Consider the following 14,893-nt stretch of genomic DNA (forward strand, 5'->3'; position numbering starts at 1 on the left):
ACTCATTCCAAAAACCCCTTCCGGATTTAAACTGCGACCTTTACTTTTTTGAAAAATTTCACCTAGTCTATTCGTTCGTAAACGTAGTAGCCGAGAAATCCAGCGCCTATTCGTATACGTAGAATCCTCTGCCGGTTTTCTTTCCGAGCCAGCCTGCTTTTACATATTTACGCAGCAGCGGGCATGGGCGGTACTTGTCATCGCCAAAGCCTTCATGCAGCGTTTCCATGATGTAGAGACATGTATCCAGGCCGATGAAATCAGCCAGCGTCAGCGGCCCCATTGGGTGGTTCATCCCAAGCTTCATCACTTCGTCTATTGCTTCCTTTGTAGCCACGCCCTCGTACAGCGTATAAATTGCTTCGTTGATCATCGGCATCAGCACGCGGTTAGAAACGAAGCCAGGGAAATCGTTGACCTCAACCGGCACTTTGCTGAGCGTTTTCGTCATATCTTCAATTACTTGATAAACCTCATCGGCTGTTGCTAGCCCGCGGATAATTTCCACGAGTTTCATCACCGGAACTGGGTTCATGAAATGCATACCGATTACCTTTTCCGGACGCTTCGTTGCCGCGGCAATTTCCGTGATAGGCAGTGATGACGTATTGCTCGCCAGAATTGCGTGTGGCGGTGCAATTTCGTCGAGCTGGGCAAAGATTTTCGCCTTGATTTCCATATTTTCAACAGCCGCCTCGATGACGAGATCAACACCAGCAGCGTCGTTTAAGTCTGTTGAAGCAGTCAGACGGCCTAACACTTCCTGCTTCTGATCCTCCGTTAGACGTCCCTTATCAACGTTGCGAGTGAGGTTTTTATTAATAACCCCTAATCCACGTTCAACAAATTCCGGTTTTAAATCGTTTAACAACACCGTATACCCCGCTTGGGCGCACACCTGGGCAATCCCCGAGCCCATTTGCCCCGCGCCAATAACCATTACCTTTTCAACCCTCATGATTTCCCCTCCGTTTTTCAAAAAAAGTTAGGAGCCATGGCGCCATGGGTGGCGCCATGGGGACGGTTCTGCTGGTTCCTCTGGTACTGGAAAAGCACCATTAGAACCGTCCCCGTGGTCCGTGCTGGCCCTGCTAATCCCCGAAAGGCACCACTAGAACCGTCCCCGTGGTCCCGCCGTGGTTCCGCCGTGGTCCCTGTTACCCTCTAGGCACCTCTATCATAATCGCGTCGCCTTGGCCGCCGCCGGAGCAAATTGCTGCTATTCCGATGCCGCCGCCGCGGCGCTTTAGTTCGTGCATTAGTGTGATGATGATGCGGGCTCCGCTGGCACCGATTGGGTGGCCGAGAGCGACTGCTCCGCCGTTGACATTGACCTTTTCTGGGTCCAATCCTGCGATTTGCCCGCTGGCCAGTGCTACTGCCGCAAATGCCTCGTTGATTTCAAATAAATCAATCTCATCCACACGAAGGCCGGTTTTTCGTAAAATTTCATTGATGACAAGTCCCGGTGTTTTCGGGAAGTCCTTTGCTTCCACCGCAATCGCGGCCTGACCGATAATCACCGCTTCCACCTGAAGGCCTTCACGAGCAGCGCGCTCTTCACTCATTAACACCAGCGCACCCGCACCGTCATTTATCCCCGGAGCATTGCCTGCAGTAATGGTTCCAGAACCCCCAAACGCCGGCCCGAGTTTTGCCAATTTTTCCAATGAAGTATCCTTACGCGGTGCTTCATCATGCCCAACAACAAGCGCCGAACCCTTACGCTGCGGCACCTCAACCGGAACAATTTCTTCTGCAAACTTGCCGCTTTCGATGGCTGCAATTGCCCGCTCGTGGCTACGTAAAGCCCACTCATCCTGTGCCTCGCGGCTGAGCCCCATTTCCTCGGCCGTCGAGTTTCCATAGGTGCCCATGTGCACCCCAGTAAAGCTGCAGCTTAAGCCATCGTGAAGCATCAAATCCTGTATCGAAGTGTCACCCATCCGCAGGCCCCATCTGGCCTTTGGCAGAAGGTAAGGTGCGTTCGACATCGACTCCATGCCGCCGGCCACAATCACCTCTTCATCACCGGCACGGATGATCTGATCCGCCAGTGTCACACTGCGCATGCCGGAAGCACACACCTTGTTGATGGTTTCCGTTTTTACCTCCCACGGCAAACCAGCGTGGCGTGCCGCCTGTCGTGACGGGATTTGACCCTGTCCGCCCTGCAATACCGAGCCGAAAATCACTTCTTGAACTTCTTCCGGCTTTACCCCTGCGCGCACCAATGCCTCTTTAATCACAATTCCGCCCAATTGCGAAGCAGTAAAGCTGCTAAGGCCGCCGCCAAACTTGCCAAACGGTGTGCGGACGCCGCTTAAAATAACAGTTCTCCCCATGCAAAACATCCCTTTCCCCTAAGGAGGTGTGAGCAAAGCTTCGCAAAACTTTTCCCGGAGGAAAAATTGATACCCCCGCTCAGCTTATTAAAACTGACAGCCCTTTGCGTTGCTCCGCCCCTTTCCCTTAAAATACAATTCCCAATTTTCAGTCGCCTAAACTCGCAAAAACCCATCGACTGAACGCTCGCTCAACATCACAACAAAAACTTACGCAGAAGCCTAACTGGATTTTTTGAAAAGAAAAATCCCGACTCCGCGTTTCGAAATTCAAAATGTAAGCGTTTTATCTACCATTTTCTATTTTACATAAAAAATAGCAGAAGTTGAATTATTTTACACAAAATATTTTTAAAATTGTGTATTTCCTCAACCTCTGCTATTTTCATTTTAAAAATTAGGAAGCCACTGCCGCCGGTTCACCGCAAACAGCTTTTTCAAGAAGCTCGGCTACATCGTAGGTTGCCACCTTGTCTTCGACTTCCTTCGCTTTCGTACCATCTGACAGCATCGTTAAGCAGTACGGACAGCCGGAAGAGATCACGGACGGGTTTACGGAAAGTGCCTGCTCTGTACGAGCTACGTTGATGCGGTGTCCGGTTTCTTCCTCCATCCACATCAAGCCGCCGCCGGCACCACAGCACATGCCTTTTTCGCGGTTTCGCTCCATTTCCACCAGCTTGACGCCAGGAATTGACTTCAAGATTTCCCGCGGCGGATCGTACACGTCGTTATAACGCCCTAAGTAGCAAGAGTCATGGAACGTGATCGTTTCGTTTACGGCATGCTTCGGCTTCAAGCGGCCATCACGGACGAGTTCAAACAGAACTTCCGTATGGTGATAAACCTCGACTTCCAGACCGAAATCAGGGTATTCATTTTTGAAAATATTATAGGCGTGCGGGTCAATCGTGACGATTTTATTCGCGCCTGCTTTTTCGATTTCTGCGATATTATTGGCCGCAAGCTCCTGGAACAAGAACTCATTTCCGAGACGACGAACCGTATCACCGGAGTTCTTTTCTTTGTTACCAAGGATGGCAAACTTCACGCCTGCTTCGTTCAACAGCTTCGCGAACGACAAGGCAATCTTTTGGCTGCGGTTGTCGTAAGAGCCCATTGAGCCAACCCAGAAAAGGTATTCGAACTCTTCCCCGGCCTTGTTCATTTCTTTGACTGTTTTAACTTCCACATCTTCGCGGGCTTCGCGCCATGTTTCGCGCTCCTTACGGTTTAAGCCCCAAGGGTTGCCCTGACGCTCGATGTTGGTGATGGCGCGCTGGGCATCAGCGTCCATTTTACCTTCTGTTAACACTAAATAACGGCGCAGGTCGATGATTTTATCAACATGCTCGTTCATAACCGGACATTGGTCCTCACAGTTACGGCAGGTTGTACACGCCCAAATCTCTTCTTCCGTAATAACGTCGCCAATCAGGCTTGGGTTGTAAGCAACTGCTGCTGCAGATTCTTGTGCTCCTTGACCAGCGGCCGCTAACGCAAGTTGGTTGCCTTGAGTATTAGCAAATGCGAATGTCGGCACCCATGGCTGCTTTTGTGTTACAGCCGCACCATAATGGGTAAGGTGGTCACGCATTTTTAAAATTAAATCCATTGGTGACAGCATTTTGCCGGTGCCGGTTGCCGGACACATATTGGTACAGCGGCCGCACTCGACGCAGGCATAAAAGTCGATCATTTGCAGCTGGGTAAAGTCTTCAATTTTTCCAACCCCAAAAGATTCTTGTGATTCATCTTCAAAATCAATTTTTTTCAGTTTACCCGGCTTATCTAAACGGTTAAAGTAAACGTTTGCAGGGCCGGCAATTAAGTGCATGTGTTTGCCTTGTGGAACATAAACCAAGAAGGATAATAGGAAAATTAAGTGAATCCACCAAGCGATGTAGAAAATCACGGTTGCCGCGGTTGCGCCGATTCCGGACAAGGCCATGCCGATCAGCGATGCCACCGGCTCGGTCCAGGATGGATCTTCGCCGTGCCAGATGATGCCCATACCGTTACCTAATAGAACAGAAAGCATCAAACCGCCGATGAAGATGAGCACTAGACCTGATTTAAAGCCGCGCTTCAAGCGGACTAATTTTTCAATATAGCGGCGATAGAAAGCCCAAACAACCGCGACCAAAATCACTAATGTTACGATTTCTTGGAAAAAGGTAAACCCTGGATACAGCGGCCCTAGCGGCAGATGGGATCCTGGCGCAATCCCTTTCCAAATAAAATCAATTGCCCCAAATTGAACGAGGATAAAGCCATAGAAGAACATGACGTGAATTGCACCGCTCTTCTTGTCCTTTAACAGCTTCTTTTGGCCGAACACGTTGACCCAGATTTTTTCGAGACGGGCCTTAACGTTGTTATCAAACTCGACTTTTTTTCCAAGCTTGATATATTGGATCCGCGTTTTGACCACATACACGAACAGGCTGATTCCGTAAGCGGTTACAGCCAAGAACGCAATAAGGTTAAGCCATAGTAGTCCATTCATGTAAAACGCCCCTTTCTTTGATTTCTCCCCTGTAATTGTTCCAAGTTGTAGAAAATATATAATTTTCTGAACATCTTATCTCTATTATATTATGAATGAGCATTCAGTCAATTAATTTTTGCAAACTTATAGAAATGATTGTTGTGGGTAAAACTAAAAACCACTGATTGGAGGACGGTTTCCAATGAATTTTTTGACTGGATTGGGCGGGCTTATCCTACTTTTCATTATATGGGTTGGTTTAGATTTTAGCTTAGGCCGAAGGAAGCATCTTTCCGCCATTTCGAAAAATCAAACCCCGATTCTGCATGGCGATTTTGAAATTTTCACACATGGAAAAGAGCTGTTTGCTGATTATTTCAACGAGCTTCGCGCTGCGGAACAAAGTATCCATGTGTTGTTTTATATCGTAAAGGATGATGGATTTGGTCAGGAATTCTTGACGATTTTAATGGACAAAGCACGTGAGGGTGTCGAAGTCATGCTGCTGCTTGACCGGCTTGGCAGCTGGAAGATGAAAAATAAGCGGGTGAAAATGCTGCGGGAAGCCGGGGTAGCGGTGGAGTTCAGCGACCCGATCACCTTTCCGTTTCTGTTCTATACGTCACAGGTGCGAAATCACCGCAAAATCTCGATTATTGACGGGAAAATTGGCTATCTCGGCGGATTCAACATCGGCAAGGAGTATATTGATGGTGACCCCCAGCTTAGTCCATGGCGGGATTATCATCTGAAAATAACCGGCGAGAGTGTAAACTATTTGCAAAGTGAGTTTCTGCTCGATTGGAGGCGGAGCGATAAAAGAGGAGTAGAGACTAATTTATTTCATAAGAAGGCCAATGTGCCTAGCCAGGAGTTGCTGCAAAAACAAGCGGCCACTGCCGAATTTGGTACAGAATTGGACATGGGAATACAGGCAGCCAAATCCGCCTCATCCCCGAATTTGCCAAAGCTTTCGCACGAAACTGTCCGTCATCAATTCATTCCTACGGAAGCTCAGCAGCTTGAAGGCCTGTTCCTTAATCTGATAAGATTGGCGGAAAAAACGATTACCATCGGCACACCTTATTTTATTCCCAGCAACCGAGTACTGGAGGAATTGCTGAAAGCCATTCAGCGGGGTATTTGTCTTACGGTGATTGTACCTGCCACCCCTGACCATGCGCTCGTTAAAGAAGCCTCCTACCGTTACTTGCGGCCGCTGATTACCGCAGGCGCTTTGGTTTATCAATATCAAAAAGGGTTTTACCATGCCAAAACGATCGTGATTGACGACAAGCTCTGTGACATTGGCACTGCCAACTTCGATAAACGGAGCCTGTACCTGAACAAGGAAATCAACTGCTATATCTATGATGCTAACTTTATCGACTGCTTGAAGGATATCCTGACAAAAGACATACTCGACTCCAAACCACTAACACTGGCCGCCCTGACCGCGCCGAGTATAAACAGATCATTGAAAGAGGCCGCCGCCCGAACTATTTCCTATTTTTTATAAAAAAAGGTCCCCGAAAATCAATATCGGAGACCTTTATTATTCTTCAATAAGATTAAGGACAGGAACATCCTGCTCATGTTCCGGGTCTTTTCTTGAATAAATCCGCGCCATTTTGGTCGTGTCATCCACATGCTGAATGATAACCGGAATCCCCTCATATGTCACGTTAATCATATCGGCGGATTCGAGTATTTCCTTTGCTCTTCCTACATTCATGGTACAGTTCACTCCTCAGAGAAGATTACTCTACTACTATTTGTATTTATTGGAATGATATACACTTTTATGAAAAATAATTGGTTACCCCGGTTTTCTGGTCTGTTTTGCTGTTTTTCTTTTTTATTTTCCTGGTCTTATATGATGTTTTTATGGTCTAATCGATCGATATTCTGGTCACTTTCGCAACTTTTCTGGTCAAACGACATTTCACCGCACCTTCATTACGCCAAGTTACTGCGTTTCCTCCTGAAACGTAATTTCCATACGGTACCTGCCTGCATGCTCGCCTTGCATGGCAAAATCATATTCAATCTCAACATAACCGCTGCCCTTTTCCATGGTAATTGCCATTTTTCGGGCCATGGTAGTTGTCTCAAACACCCCAAACGGCAGCTCATAGCTTCCATTCAACTTTTTATTCAACCGGAACGGCAGCCGCATCTTGACCGCGCCGCCGCGCAAAATCAACATATCCTCTCCCGACCATTTGACAATCGTACGTACACTGCCTTCTTCTTGCGCTTCCTCATATTTTAAAAATGAAGCTTGATCTTTTTCAAAATAACGTCCGAACACCATCAATTCATAGCTTTCTCCTTCGTCGATGGTGGTCTTCACATTCACTCTTACCGGAATCTCCATTGGGCACTTCCTTTTTCGTTGCTTATGATTTTTTTATTATAACTTTGGGAAACGTGGAAAATCAAAAGGCACCCGCCCTACTGAGGACAGATACCTTTTTTTGAAAAATTATTTCACCCAGCCGAGCATCATTTCGCGAATGAGCTTGCTTGCTGTATTGGCTGTTTGTTCAGATGGATCGTAGATTGGTGCCACTTCCACTAGGTCACAGCCGACGACGTTAACCTGTGAGCGGGCAATTTCGTGAATCGACGCAAGCAGCTCCTTCGAGGTGATTCCGCTAGCATCCACCGTACCAGTTCCCGGTGCATGAGCCGGATCGAGTACATCAATATCGATTGTCACATAAACCGGACGACCAGCAAGCTTAGGCAGGATTTCCTTCAGCGGTTCCAGCACTTCAAACTTGGAGATAGTCATGCCGTTCTCTTTCGCCCACTGGAATTCTTCCTTCATTCCGGAACGGATGCCGAAGGAGTAAACATTGGAAGGCCCGATGTGCTCCGCAATTTTGCGGATTGGCGTGGAATGGGACAATGGCTCGCCCTCGTAATTTTCCCGCAGGTCGGTATGTGCATCCATATGGATAATCGCCAAATCAGGATATTTTTTAAAAACGGCCTTCATAACCGGCCAGGAAACAAGGTGCTCCCCGCCCATGCCGAACGGAAATTTGCCTGCAGCCAGTACTTGGTCAACAAAATCTTCAATAATATCAAGGCTCTTCTGAGGATTCCCGAACGGAAGCGGAATGTCCCCGGCATCAAAATATTTTACTTCTTCAAGCTCACGGTCAAGATACGGGCTGTATTCCTCAAGCCCAATTGACACCTCACGAATCCGGGCCGGGCCAAACCGCGACCCCGGACGGTAACTCACTGTCCAATCCATCGGCATCCCGTACAGGACAACCGTACTCTCTTCAAAATCCGGGTGACTCTTAATAAACACATTCCCTGAATATGCCTCATCAAAACGCATAAAAAACCCCCACTTTCTATGTATCGTTGGGCACTGGTTTGTTTACGTGACCCAACAGCTGTTTTTTAATACTACAAGGTCACATAGAACTTGTCTACGTGACCGACTTCTGCTTTTTTTGCTCCGATTGGGCACGTAGAACTCCTCTACGTGACCTTTTTCGGCTTTTTCAGCTCCGATTGGGCACGTAGAACCTCTCTACGTGACCTTTTTTAGCTTTTTCAGCTCCGATTGGGCACGTAGAACCTCTCTACGTGACCTTTTTCGGCTTTTTTTGCTCGGAATGGGCACGTAGAACTCCTCTACGTGACCTTTTTCGGCTTTTTTTGCTCCGATTGGGCACGTAGAACCTCTCTACGTGACCTTTTTTAGCTTTTTCAGCTCCGATTGGGCACGTAGAACCCCTCTACGTGACCTTTTTTAGCTTTTTCAGCTCCGATTGGTCACGTAGAACCCCTCTACGTGACCTTTTTTAGCTTTTTCAGCTCCGATTGGGCACGTAGAACTCCTCTACGTGACCTTTTTCGGCTTTTTCAGCTCCGATTGGGCACGTAGAACCTCTCTACGTGACCTTTTTTAGCTTTTTTTGCTCGGAATGGGCACGTAGAACCACTCTACGTGACCAATTTTAGCTTTTTTTGCTCCGATTGGGCACGTAAAACACCTCTACGTGAACCACTTCAGCCTTTTTCACTCCAATCGGTCACGTAGAACCCCTCTATGTGACCAACCCCAGCCTTTTTCGCTCCAAACGGGCACGTAGAGAAAACTGAACCCTTTACTTCAACAAATCCCCAACAAATTTCGGGAGCACAAACGCTGCTTTGTGCAATTCTTTCGTATAGTAACGAGTTTCCATGTCATGGATACGGCTATCTTCCACCGCAAGCGGGTCGTATTTCTTCGAACCGATTGTAAACGCCCATAGTCCGCTCGGGTAGGTCGGGATATTGGCTACATACAGATTGGTAATCGGGAAAATTTCACGGACATCGCGCTGAACGCTGCGGATTAAATCAGCCTTAAACCACGGGTTGTCCGACTGGGCGACAAATATTCCATCGTCCTTCAGCGCCTTGGATATCCCGGCATAGAAGCCCTTAGTGAACAGATTCACCGCAGGACCAACCGGCTCAGTCGAGTCGACCATAATCACGTCATATTCGTTTTCACTCTGCGCAATGTGCATGAAGCCGTCATCAACGCGGACATCGACGCGCGGATCATCGAGCCAGCCCGCAATCTCCGGCAAGAACTTCTTTGAATACTCGATAACTTTACCATCTATATCAACTAGTGTCGCCTTCTTTACGCTTGGGTGTTTCAGGACTTCGCGAATGACGCCGCCATCGCCGCCGCCGACAACAAGCACGTTCTCCGGATTTGGGTGAGTAAACAACGGCACATGAGCGACCATTTCGTGGTAAACGAATTCATCCCTGACCGAAGTCATGACCATGCCGTCGAGCAAGAGCATGTTGCCCCACTCGGCCGTTTCAACCATTTCAAGCATTTGAAAATCTGTCTGTTCAGTATGTAAGGTTTTATTGACTTTCATCGTGATGCCAAAGTTTTCAGTCTGTTTCTCGGTAAACCAAAGTCCGCCCATTTCACATCTTCCTTTCCACTTTTCTGGCAGGATAAAAAATCATATAACACTTCATACATATACTTCCCAAACTATTGAAAACCAAACGCAAGAAAAAGTCTAGCAAAAATGAAATAAATATTTCACATCCATCCAAAAAATGTTTAAAAACCCAATATTTTTTCAATACTATTACTATCTATTTTTTAAAAAGCGGGTGTTCAATGTGGAAATCATGACAGACCACGGGTTTCGCAAGACAATTAAATATTTGCGCGCGCTTGTCATTGTCAGTTTGATAGGCCTGGCCTGTATGCTGATTTTCCTCATTGGCATCTTTGCTTATGCAAAAATTCTTGGGCCGCCGCCTTTGGCTGTGCCGCAATCGACTCTGATCTTTGCTGATGACGGAACGCTGATTGGCGAGAGCAATAACGGCCAGAAGCGCTATTGGGCAAAGCTCGAAGACATTTCGCCGGACCTCGTTAATGCAACCGTGTCAATAGAAGATAAAAATTTTTACGAGCATCACGGGTTTGATTATAAACGAATTGCCGGGGCGGTCCTCGCCGACATCAAGGCCTTTGCCAAGGTGCAGGGCGCAAGCACGATCACCCAGCAGTATGCCCGGAACTTATTTTTGGAACATGACAAAACGTGGAGCCGAAAGCTGACCGAGGCGTTTTATGCAATCCGTCTCGAGATGAATTATTCCAAGCAGCAGATTCTCGAAGGCTATTTAAATACCATTTACTATGGCCACAGTTCATATGGGGTCGAAGCAGCCAGCCAGTACTTTTTTGGAAAAAAGGCTTCGCAGTTAACGCTGGCACAAGCCAGCATGCTCGCTGGAATTCCGAAGGGACCTGGACTATACTCACCGCTCAATTCCCTAGAGAACGCCAAAGCCAGGCAGAGCATTATTTTAAAAAGCATGGTCAAAAATGGTTATATTTCAAGTAACAAAGCAGAGGCCGCAGCACAAGACCCGCTCAAAATTGTCGGCGAACACAGTACACCGCGGATAAAAGTTGCTCCTTATTTTCAGGACGCTGTTCGCAATGCCTTGAAAAATCAGCTCAAGCTGGATGACCGGACAATTGCCCTTGGTGGACTAAAGGTCTATACGACCCTAAACATGAAGCAGCAGGAGGCAGCTGAAAAGCAAATCCAATCCTATGTGGCCAGTGAGTCGGAAATCCAAGTCGGCTTGGTGGCGATGGATCCGAAAAATGGCTACGTTAAAGCAATGGTTGGCGGCCGTGATTATGAAAAGAGCCCATTCAACCGTGCTGTTCAAGCGATCAGACAGCCGGGCTCGACCATCAAGCCGCTGTTGTACTATGCGGCACTAGAAAATGGATTCACGCCATCATCGACGATGCGCAGCGAAATGACCACGTTCAAATTTGACGATGGACACACGGACTATACGCCGCACAACTTTAACAATAAATATGCCGACAGTGAGATTACGCTGGCACAAGCGCTCGCCGTCTCCGATAATATTTTTGCAGTAAAAACGCACTTATTTTTAGGGGAAGACACGTTGATTGAAACGGCAAGGAAGTTTGGCTTGTCGACGAAAATGGCCGAGGTGCCGTCACTTGCCTTAGGCACATCAGGGGTACGAATCATTGAAATGGCCAATGCCTATAGCCTGTTTGCCAACGGCGGGAAAAAGGTCCAGCCAACACTGGTGACTAGAGTTGAAGACTATAACGGAAATGTGATTTTTGAGGCAGAAAATAAACCGAAAAAGGTATTGGACACAGCCAAAGCGTTCGTGATGACGCAAATGCTGACAGGAATTTTTGATAAAAAGCTGAACGGCTATGCCCGCGTCACTGGCAGCACCATTTTGGATGATATCACCCGGCCTTATGCCGGGAAATCGGGCTCGACTGAGACCGACAGCTGGATGATTGGCTTTTCACCACAGCTGGTGACCGCTGTGTGGGCCGGCTATGATGTCGGCAAGCCGATTGAGCTGCCTGCGGAAAAATCGTACGCGAAGAACATCTGGGCCAACTTTATGGAGGAAGCTTTGGACGGCAAGCCAGTCAAGGCGTTCAAAGTGCCGAAGGAGGGTGTTGTCGGTGTTTATGTTGACCCGGCAAACGGCAAACTTGCCACCAAGGATTGTCCGGTGCGCCGCTTGACCTATTTTGAGGCAGGCACCGAGCCAACCGACTATTGCACCGAGCATATCGGCAGCAGTGACGATGCCCCGCCGAAAGAAGGCGGCAATAAGAAAATCCCGTGGTACAAGCGAATTTTTCCATGGTGACATTAATTTTAGTATAATAATGGAAAAAGCTCCGGATAACCTCCGGAGCTTTTTCCTGTCCTAGTTTTACAGTGCATACACACTGCTTATAATGTTATCACGTTTTTGAAAAACTACAAGTGATTTAGGTCTCTTTATTTTTCCAAAAAAATTTTTCCCCACCTTAACGGGCAGTAGGCTCCCACCATAAAATTCTGGGCATACAAAGTAGAAAGGCAGGGGAATCAAGCCCGTAAAGGTCCGATTGGTTCAACTAACCATCAGCGGGGGACAAAGCCCCCCACTCATGGAAGTTTCACTTTAATCTGCCAGCAGACCTTGTTTCAATTCCTCCGAAGAATTGTTCCACAAAGCCTCGTTATGATTGCGCAAAAACTCTGCCAGAACCCGCTTTGATTTCACATCCATATGGTCGACAATGATATGGCGCTTGAGTGATTTATCCATCCGGTTCACGTGCTCCGGCAGTGATTTGTAGCCGCGGCGAATGGACCGGTCAACCGTCATGTAGCAGGCCGTCACCCCGGCGTAATACGGGCCTTCCTCACGGCGGTCAATCGTAACCCATATCAGCCAATACGGCTTACCGTTTGGCACTTCGTCTTGATTTGGCAAAAATTTGATGCCTTTTTCAACTGCGCTGCGTGCATGCATCGCACCGATATCAATTTCTGCTTCCCCGGCTTCGATGTCAATGAAGACCGGCGAGACATTATCAAGGCTTAAAGCCCCTTTTCCAAAACCCTTGTGCCCATCAGTCGGGTCACTTTTAATAATGTTAAAGCCTATTTTCTTCTTTTTTTCATCCATTGTTGCAGTAAACCTCCTTAGTAAAACAATCCATAGAAGAAGTCGCTTAATCCATGTGCTACCCACGGAACCACAGTGCCAAATATCGGCTGAATCGTGTACTGGTCAAGCGGCGTTATCACCAAGATTAAAAAGATTAAGATCCCGTACTGTTCATATTGTGTCATTTTTGCCCGGATATGATTGGGGGCCAGGTCCTCGACGATACGGTAGCCATCGAGTGGCGGCAGCGGCAGAAGATTGAACACAAATAAAACAATATTGAGCTGAATAAAGATCTCAAGAAATTGATAGAATCCATCTGCCAGATTGAACCCAAAGCTTCGTAATCCGTAAGCAAGGATAAACCCAATCGATGCCAGTACGAAATTGCTCAACGGGCCGGCTACAGAGACGAGCACACCGGCAAGCCGCGGTTTTTTAAAGAAAAAGCGGTTAACCGGGACAGGTCGGGCCCAGCCGAAACCAGCGATGAAAATTAAGATCGTTCCGATCGGATCAAGATGCTGAAGCGGATTTAACGTCAGCCGCCCTTGCTTTTGGGCGGTGTGGTCACCAAATTTATAGGCCACATAGGCATGGGCAAATTCGTGAAACGTAAAGGCAAACACAAGCGTAATCGCGACATAGGGAATCCACTCAATCGGGTATGCCAAAAATCTATCCATGCGTTTCTCCTCTCATTGAAACGGATTTATTTCTGTCTCTATTTTCCTTTTAGTATACATGATACAGCTTTGAAAAAGAAAATCTTACGTGCCAAATGGGGGATGGTTGATGGTTGCAGATTTTTGCGGATTGTGGAACACTACAATCAGTGCTACTTAAAAAGGAGGAAGATTAGATGCCATACGTAACCGTAAAAATGCTCCCAGGCCGCACCGAGGACCAAAAGAAGGCGCTCGTTGAAAAGGTCACCGATGCAGTCAGCGAAACAACTGGTGCACCGAAAGAAAAAGTAGTCGTGTTTATCGAAGAGATGAGCCCGAACCATTACGGTGTCGCCGGAGTAAGACATAGCGACAAGTAAGTAAAAAGAGTGTGAGGGACCATGGGGACGGTTCTAGTGGCGCCAAGGAACCATCAGAACCGTCCCCACGGCTCTTTCACACTCTTCTTTATTATAACTTTATATCATTTTTTGAGTTTTCAATTTGCAATTTTTCTAGCTCTAGTTTCATTTTTTCCGTTTCGATTAAGAAGTTGTTTTGCTTTAATCTTTCGAGCTCAAGCTGATCCTTTACGATTCCCGCACGAATTTTTGCATTTTTTATCCATAGCCCGCCTAGTATCGCAACAATCGGAATACACACCGCTACCAACCCTGTTAATTCACCCATATTTCAGCCCCCCATTACCATATCTACACACAAATAATAACAAATTTACCCAAAAATGGATACTAGAAACATTCCATAAAAAAACGCCCGGATACCCAAACGGGTTCCGAGCGCTCAAAGTGCTCAGCTATGCTTGCTGCACAACAGCTTTTCCTTTTAATGCTTCAATGTATCGATACGCTTCATCGACTTCCTCTTCGGTATAACGCTGGCTGCTTTTTAACGTAAACACCTTGGCGGCAACCTCATCCTTTGGAAGATTATCAAAATATAAAACCGTTGAAACAAGCTCAAGGAATCTAGCATTCTGCTCGTTCATATCGAGCAGGCAATCCTCCAGGCACGGCATGTCGACATCATTCATGCCCAAAAATTCCTTGCCTGAATCTGTCAGCGTGTAACGGTACTGATAGTAGCCGCCTTTTTTTTCTTTTACTTCATTAAGGAAGCCCATATTGCAAAGCTCCTCCACCCGAGTCGTCAATTCTTCAGAATACGGACCGTAAAAGTGGAACTGGAAGCGGTCATGAAACGGGAAATCTATTTTTTTTGCAATATATATCATCTTTTGCAGCTTTTTTCGTCCGATAATTTCTCCGGAAACCAGAATCGCCTGCATAAGCTTGGCATGATCTTTAAGCAATGTACTTCAACTCCTACTCCATGTA

General features: G+C 47.1%; 14 protein-coding genes. 3 read left to right on the forward strand and 11 right to left on the reverse strand.

The genetic code is table 11. From position 1 onward, the window contains the following. Positions 1–106 precede the first annotated feature (106 nt). The 3 genes from ACZ43M_RS25860 to ACZ43M_RS25870 all read right to left on the reverse strand — a co-directional run bounded on the left by ACZ43M_RS25860 (position 107) and on the right by ACZ43M_RS25870 (position 4,854). A complete protein-coding gene (locus ACZ43M_RS25860; RefSeq protein WP_464505378.1) occupies positions 107–958 on the reverse strand; it encodes a 3-hydroxybutyryl-CoA dehydrogenase in 852 nt (283 codons plus the stop codon). A 199-nt stretch (positions 959–1,157) separates the two neighbouring features. After that, positions 1,158–2,345, reverse strand: a complete 1,188-nt coding sequence (locus ACZ43M_RS25865; protein ID WP_464505379.1) for an acetyl-CoA C-acetyltransferase — start codon at positions 2,343–2,345, stop codon at positions 1,158–1,160. 397 nt (positions 2,346–2,742) lie between these two features. Further along, entirely contained in the window at positions 2,743–4,854 is a 2,112-nt protein-coding gene (locus ACZ43M_RS25870) for a (Fe-S)-binding protein (protein ID WP_464505380.1), read from the reverse strand. Positions 4,855–5,038: 184 nt separating this feature from the next. Between ACZ43M_RS25870 and ACZ43M_RS25875 the strand changes: the two genes are divergently transcribed. Then, on the forward strand, positions 5,039–6,355 hold the full coding sequence (locus ACZ43M_RS25875; RefSeq protein WP_464505381.1) for a phospholipase D-like domain-containing protein: 1,317 nt from the start codon (positions 5,039–5,041) through the stop codon (positions 6,353–6,355). A gap of 36 nt (positions 6,356–6,391) precedes the next feature. Here ACZ43M_RS25875 and ACZ43M_RS25880 read toward each other — a convergent pair whose 3' ends face one another. From ACZ43M_RS25880 to speE, 4 genes are all read right to left on the reverse strand, one after another. Further along, complete coding sequence (locus ACZ43M_RS25880; RefSeq protein WP_464505382.1) at positions 6,392–6,571, reverse strand: H-type small acid-soluble spore protein; 180 nt, start codon at positions 6,569–6,571, stop codon at positions 6,392–6,394. A 234-nt stretch (positions 6,572–6,805) separates the two neighbouring features. Next, positions 6,806–7,216 (reverse strand): YwiB family protein, encoded by a 411-nt coding sequence (locus tag ACZ43M_RS25885; protein ID WP_464505383.1) that lies wholly within the window; start codon positions 7,214–7,216, stop codon positions 6,806–6,808. A 108-nt stretch (positions 7,217–7,324) separates the two neighbouring features. Beyond that, on the reverse strand, positions 7,325–8,197 hold the full coding sequence (gene speB, locus ACZ43M_RS25890) for an agmatinase (protein ID WP_464505384.1): 873 nt from the start codon (positions 8,195–8,197) through the stop codon (positions 7,325–7,327). A gap of 778 nt (positions 8,198–8,975) precedes the next feature. Further along, a complete protein-coding gene (gene speE, locus ACZ43M_RS25895; RefSeq protein ID WP_464505385.1) occupies positions 8,976–9,806 on the reverse strand; it encodes a spermidine synthase in 831 nt (276 codons plus the stop codon). A gap of 205 nt (positions 9,807–10,011) precedes the next feature. Between speE and ACZ43M_RS25900 the strand changes: the two genes are divergently transcribed. After that, positions 10,012–12,075: a transglycosylase domain-containing protein gene (locus ACZ43M_RS25900; protein WP_464505386.1), complete on the forward strand. Its 2,064-nt coding sequence runs from the start codon at positions 10,012–10,014 to the stop codon at positions 12,073–12,075. A 300-nt stretch (positions 12,076–12,375) separates the two neighbouring features. On the opposite strand, the gene ACZ43M_RS25905 is transcribed toward ACZ43M_RS25900, so the two are convergent. Both ACZ43M_RS25905 and ACZ43M_RS25910 read right to left on the reverse strand, forming a co-directional pair. Beyond that, on the reverse strand, positions 12,376–12,885 hold the full coding sequence (locus tag ACZ43M_RS25905) for a YwhD family protein (protein ID WP_464505387.1): 510 nt from the start codon (positions 12,883–12,885) through the stop codon (positions 12,376–12,378). Between the two features lie 17 nt (positions 12,886–12,902). Next, on the reverse strand, positions 12,903–13,553 hold the full coding sequence (locus tag ACZ43M_RS25910) for a site-2 protease family protein (RefSeq protein ID WP_464505388.1): 651 nt from the start codon (positions 13,551–13,553) through the stop codon (positions 12,903–12,905). A gap of 176 nt (positions 13,554–13,729) precedes the next feature. Here ACZ43M_RS25910 and ACZ43M_RS25915 point away from each other — a divergent pair, with 176 nt between their 5' ends. Continuing rightward, positions 13,730–13,915, forward strand: a complete 186-nt coding sequence (locus ACZ43M_RS25915) for a 2-hydroxymuconate tautomerase (RefSeq protein ID WP_464505389.1) — start codon at positions 13,730–13,732, stop codon at positions 13,913–13,915. 91 nt (positions 13,916–14,006) lie between these two features. Here the strand turns inward: ACZ43M_RS25915 and ACZ43M_RS25920 are convergent, their stop codons facing one another. Next, complete coding sequence (locus tag ACZ43M_RS25920) at positions 14,007–14,225, reverse strand: hypothetical protein (protein ID WP_464505390.1); 219 nt, start codon at positions 14,223–14,225, stop codon at positions 14,007–14,009. 127 nt (positions 14,226–14,352) lie between these two features. Next, positions 14,353–14,868: a YwgA family protein gene (locus ACZ43M_RS25925; RefSeq protein ID WP_464505391.1), complete on the reverse strand. Its 516-nt coding sequence runs from the start codon at positions 14,866–14,868 to the stop codon at positions 14,353–14,355. Between the last annotated feature and the right edge of the window lie 25 nt (positions 14,869–14,893).

This window comes from Neobacillus sp. B24, from assembly GCF_055381825.1.

What these genes read in the sequence shown, in the direction of transcription:
- ACZ43M_RS25860 (WP_464505378.1), bottom strand. Translation starts at nt 958, where the DNA reads ATGAGGGTTGAAAAGGTAATGGTTATTGGCGCGGGGCAAATGGGCTCG.
- ACZ43M_RS25865 (WP_464505379.1), bottom strand. Translation starts at nt 2,345, where the DNA reads ATGGGGAGAACTGTTATTTTAAGCGGCGTCCGCACACCGTTTGGCAAG.
- ACZ43M_RS25870 (WP_464505380.1), bottom strand. Translation starts at nt 4,854, where the DNA reads ATGAATGGACTACTATGGCTTAACCTTATTGCGTTCTTGGCTGTAACC.
- ACZ43M_RS25875 (WP_464505381.1), top strand. Translation starts at nt 5,039, where the DNA reads ATGAATTTTTTGACTGGATTGGGCGGGCTTATCCTACTTTTCATTATA.
- ACZ43M_RS25880 (WP_464505382.1), bottom strand. Translation starts at nt 6,571, where the DNA reads ATGAATGTAGGAAGAGCAAAGGAAATACTCGAATCCGCCGATATGATT.
- ACZ43M_RS25885 (WP_464505383.1), bottom strand. Translation starts at nt 7,216, where the DNA reads ATGGAGATTCCGGTAAGAGTGAATGTGAAGACCACCATCGACGAAGGA.
- speB (WP_464505384.1), bottom strand. Translation starts at nt 8,197, where the DNA reads ATGCGTTTTGATGAGGCATATTCAGGGAATGTGTTTATTAAGAGTCAC.
- speE (WP_464505385.1), bottom strand. Translation starts at nt 9,806, where the DNA reads ATGGGCGGACTTTGGTTTACCGAGAAACAGACTGAAAACTTTGGCATC.
- ACZ43M_RS25905 (WP_464505387.1), bottom strand. Translation starts at nt 12,885, where the DNA reads ATGGATGAAAAAAAGAAGAAAATAGGCTTTAACATTATTAAAAGTGAC.
- ACZ43M_RS25910 (WP_464505388.1), bottom strand. Translation starts at nt 13,553, where the DNA reads ATGGATAGATTTTTGGCATACCCGATTGAGTGGATTCCCTATGTCGCG.
- ACZ43M_RS25915 (WP_464505389.1), top strand. Translation starts at nt 13,730, where the DNA reads ATGCCATACGTAACCGTAAAAATGCTCCCAGGCCGCACCGAGGACCAA.
- ACZ43M_RS25920 (WP_464505390.1), bottom strand. Translation starts at nt 14,225, where the DNA reads ATGGGTGAATTAACAGGGTTGGTAGCGGTGTGTATTCCGATTGTTGCG.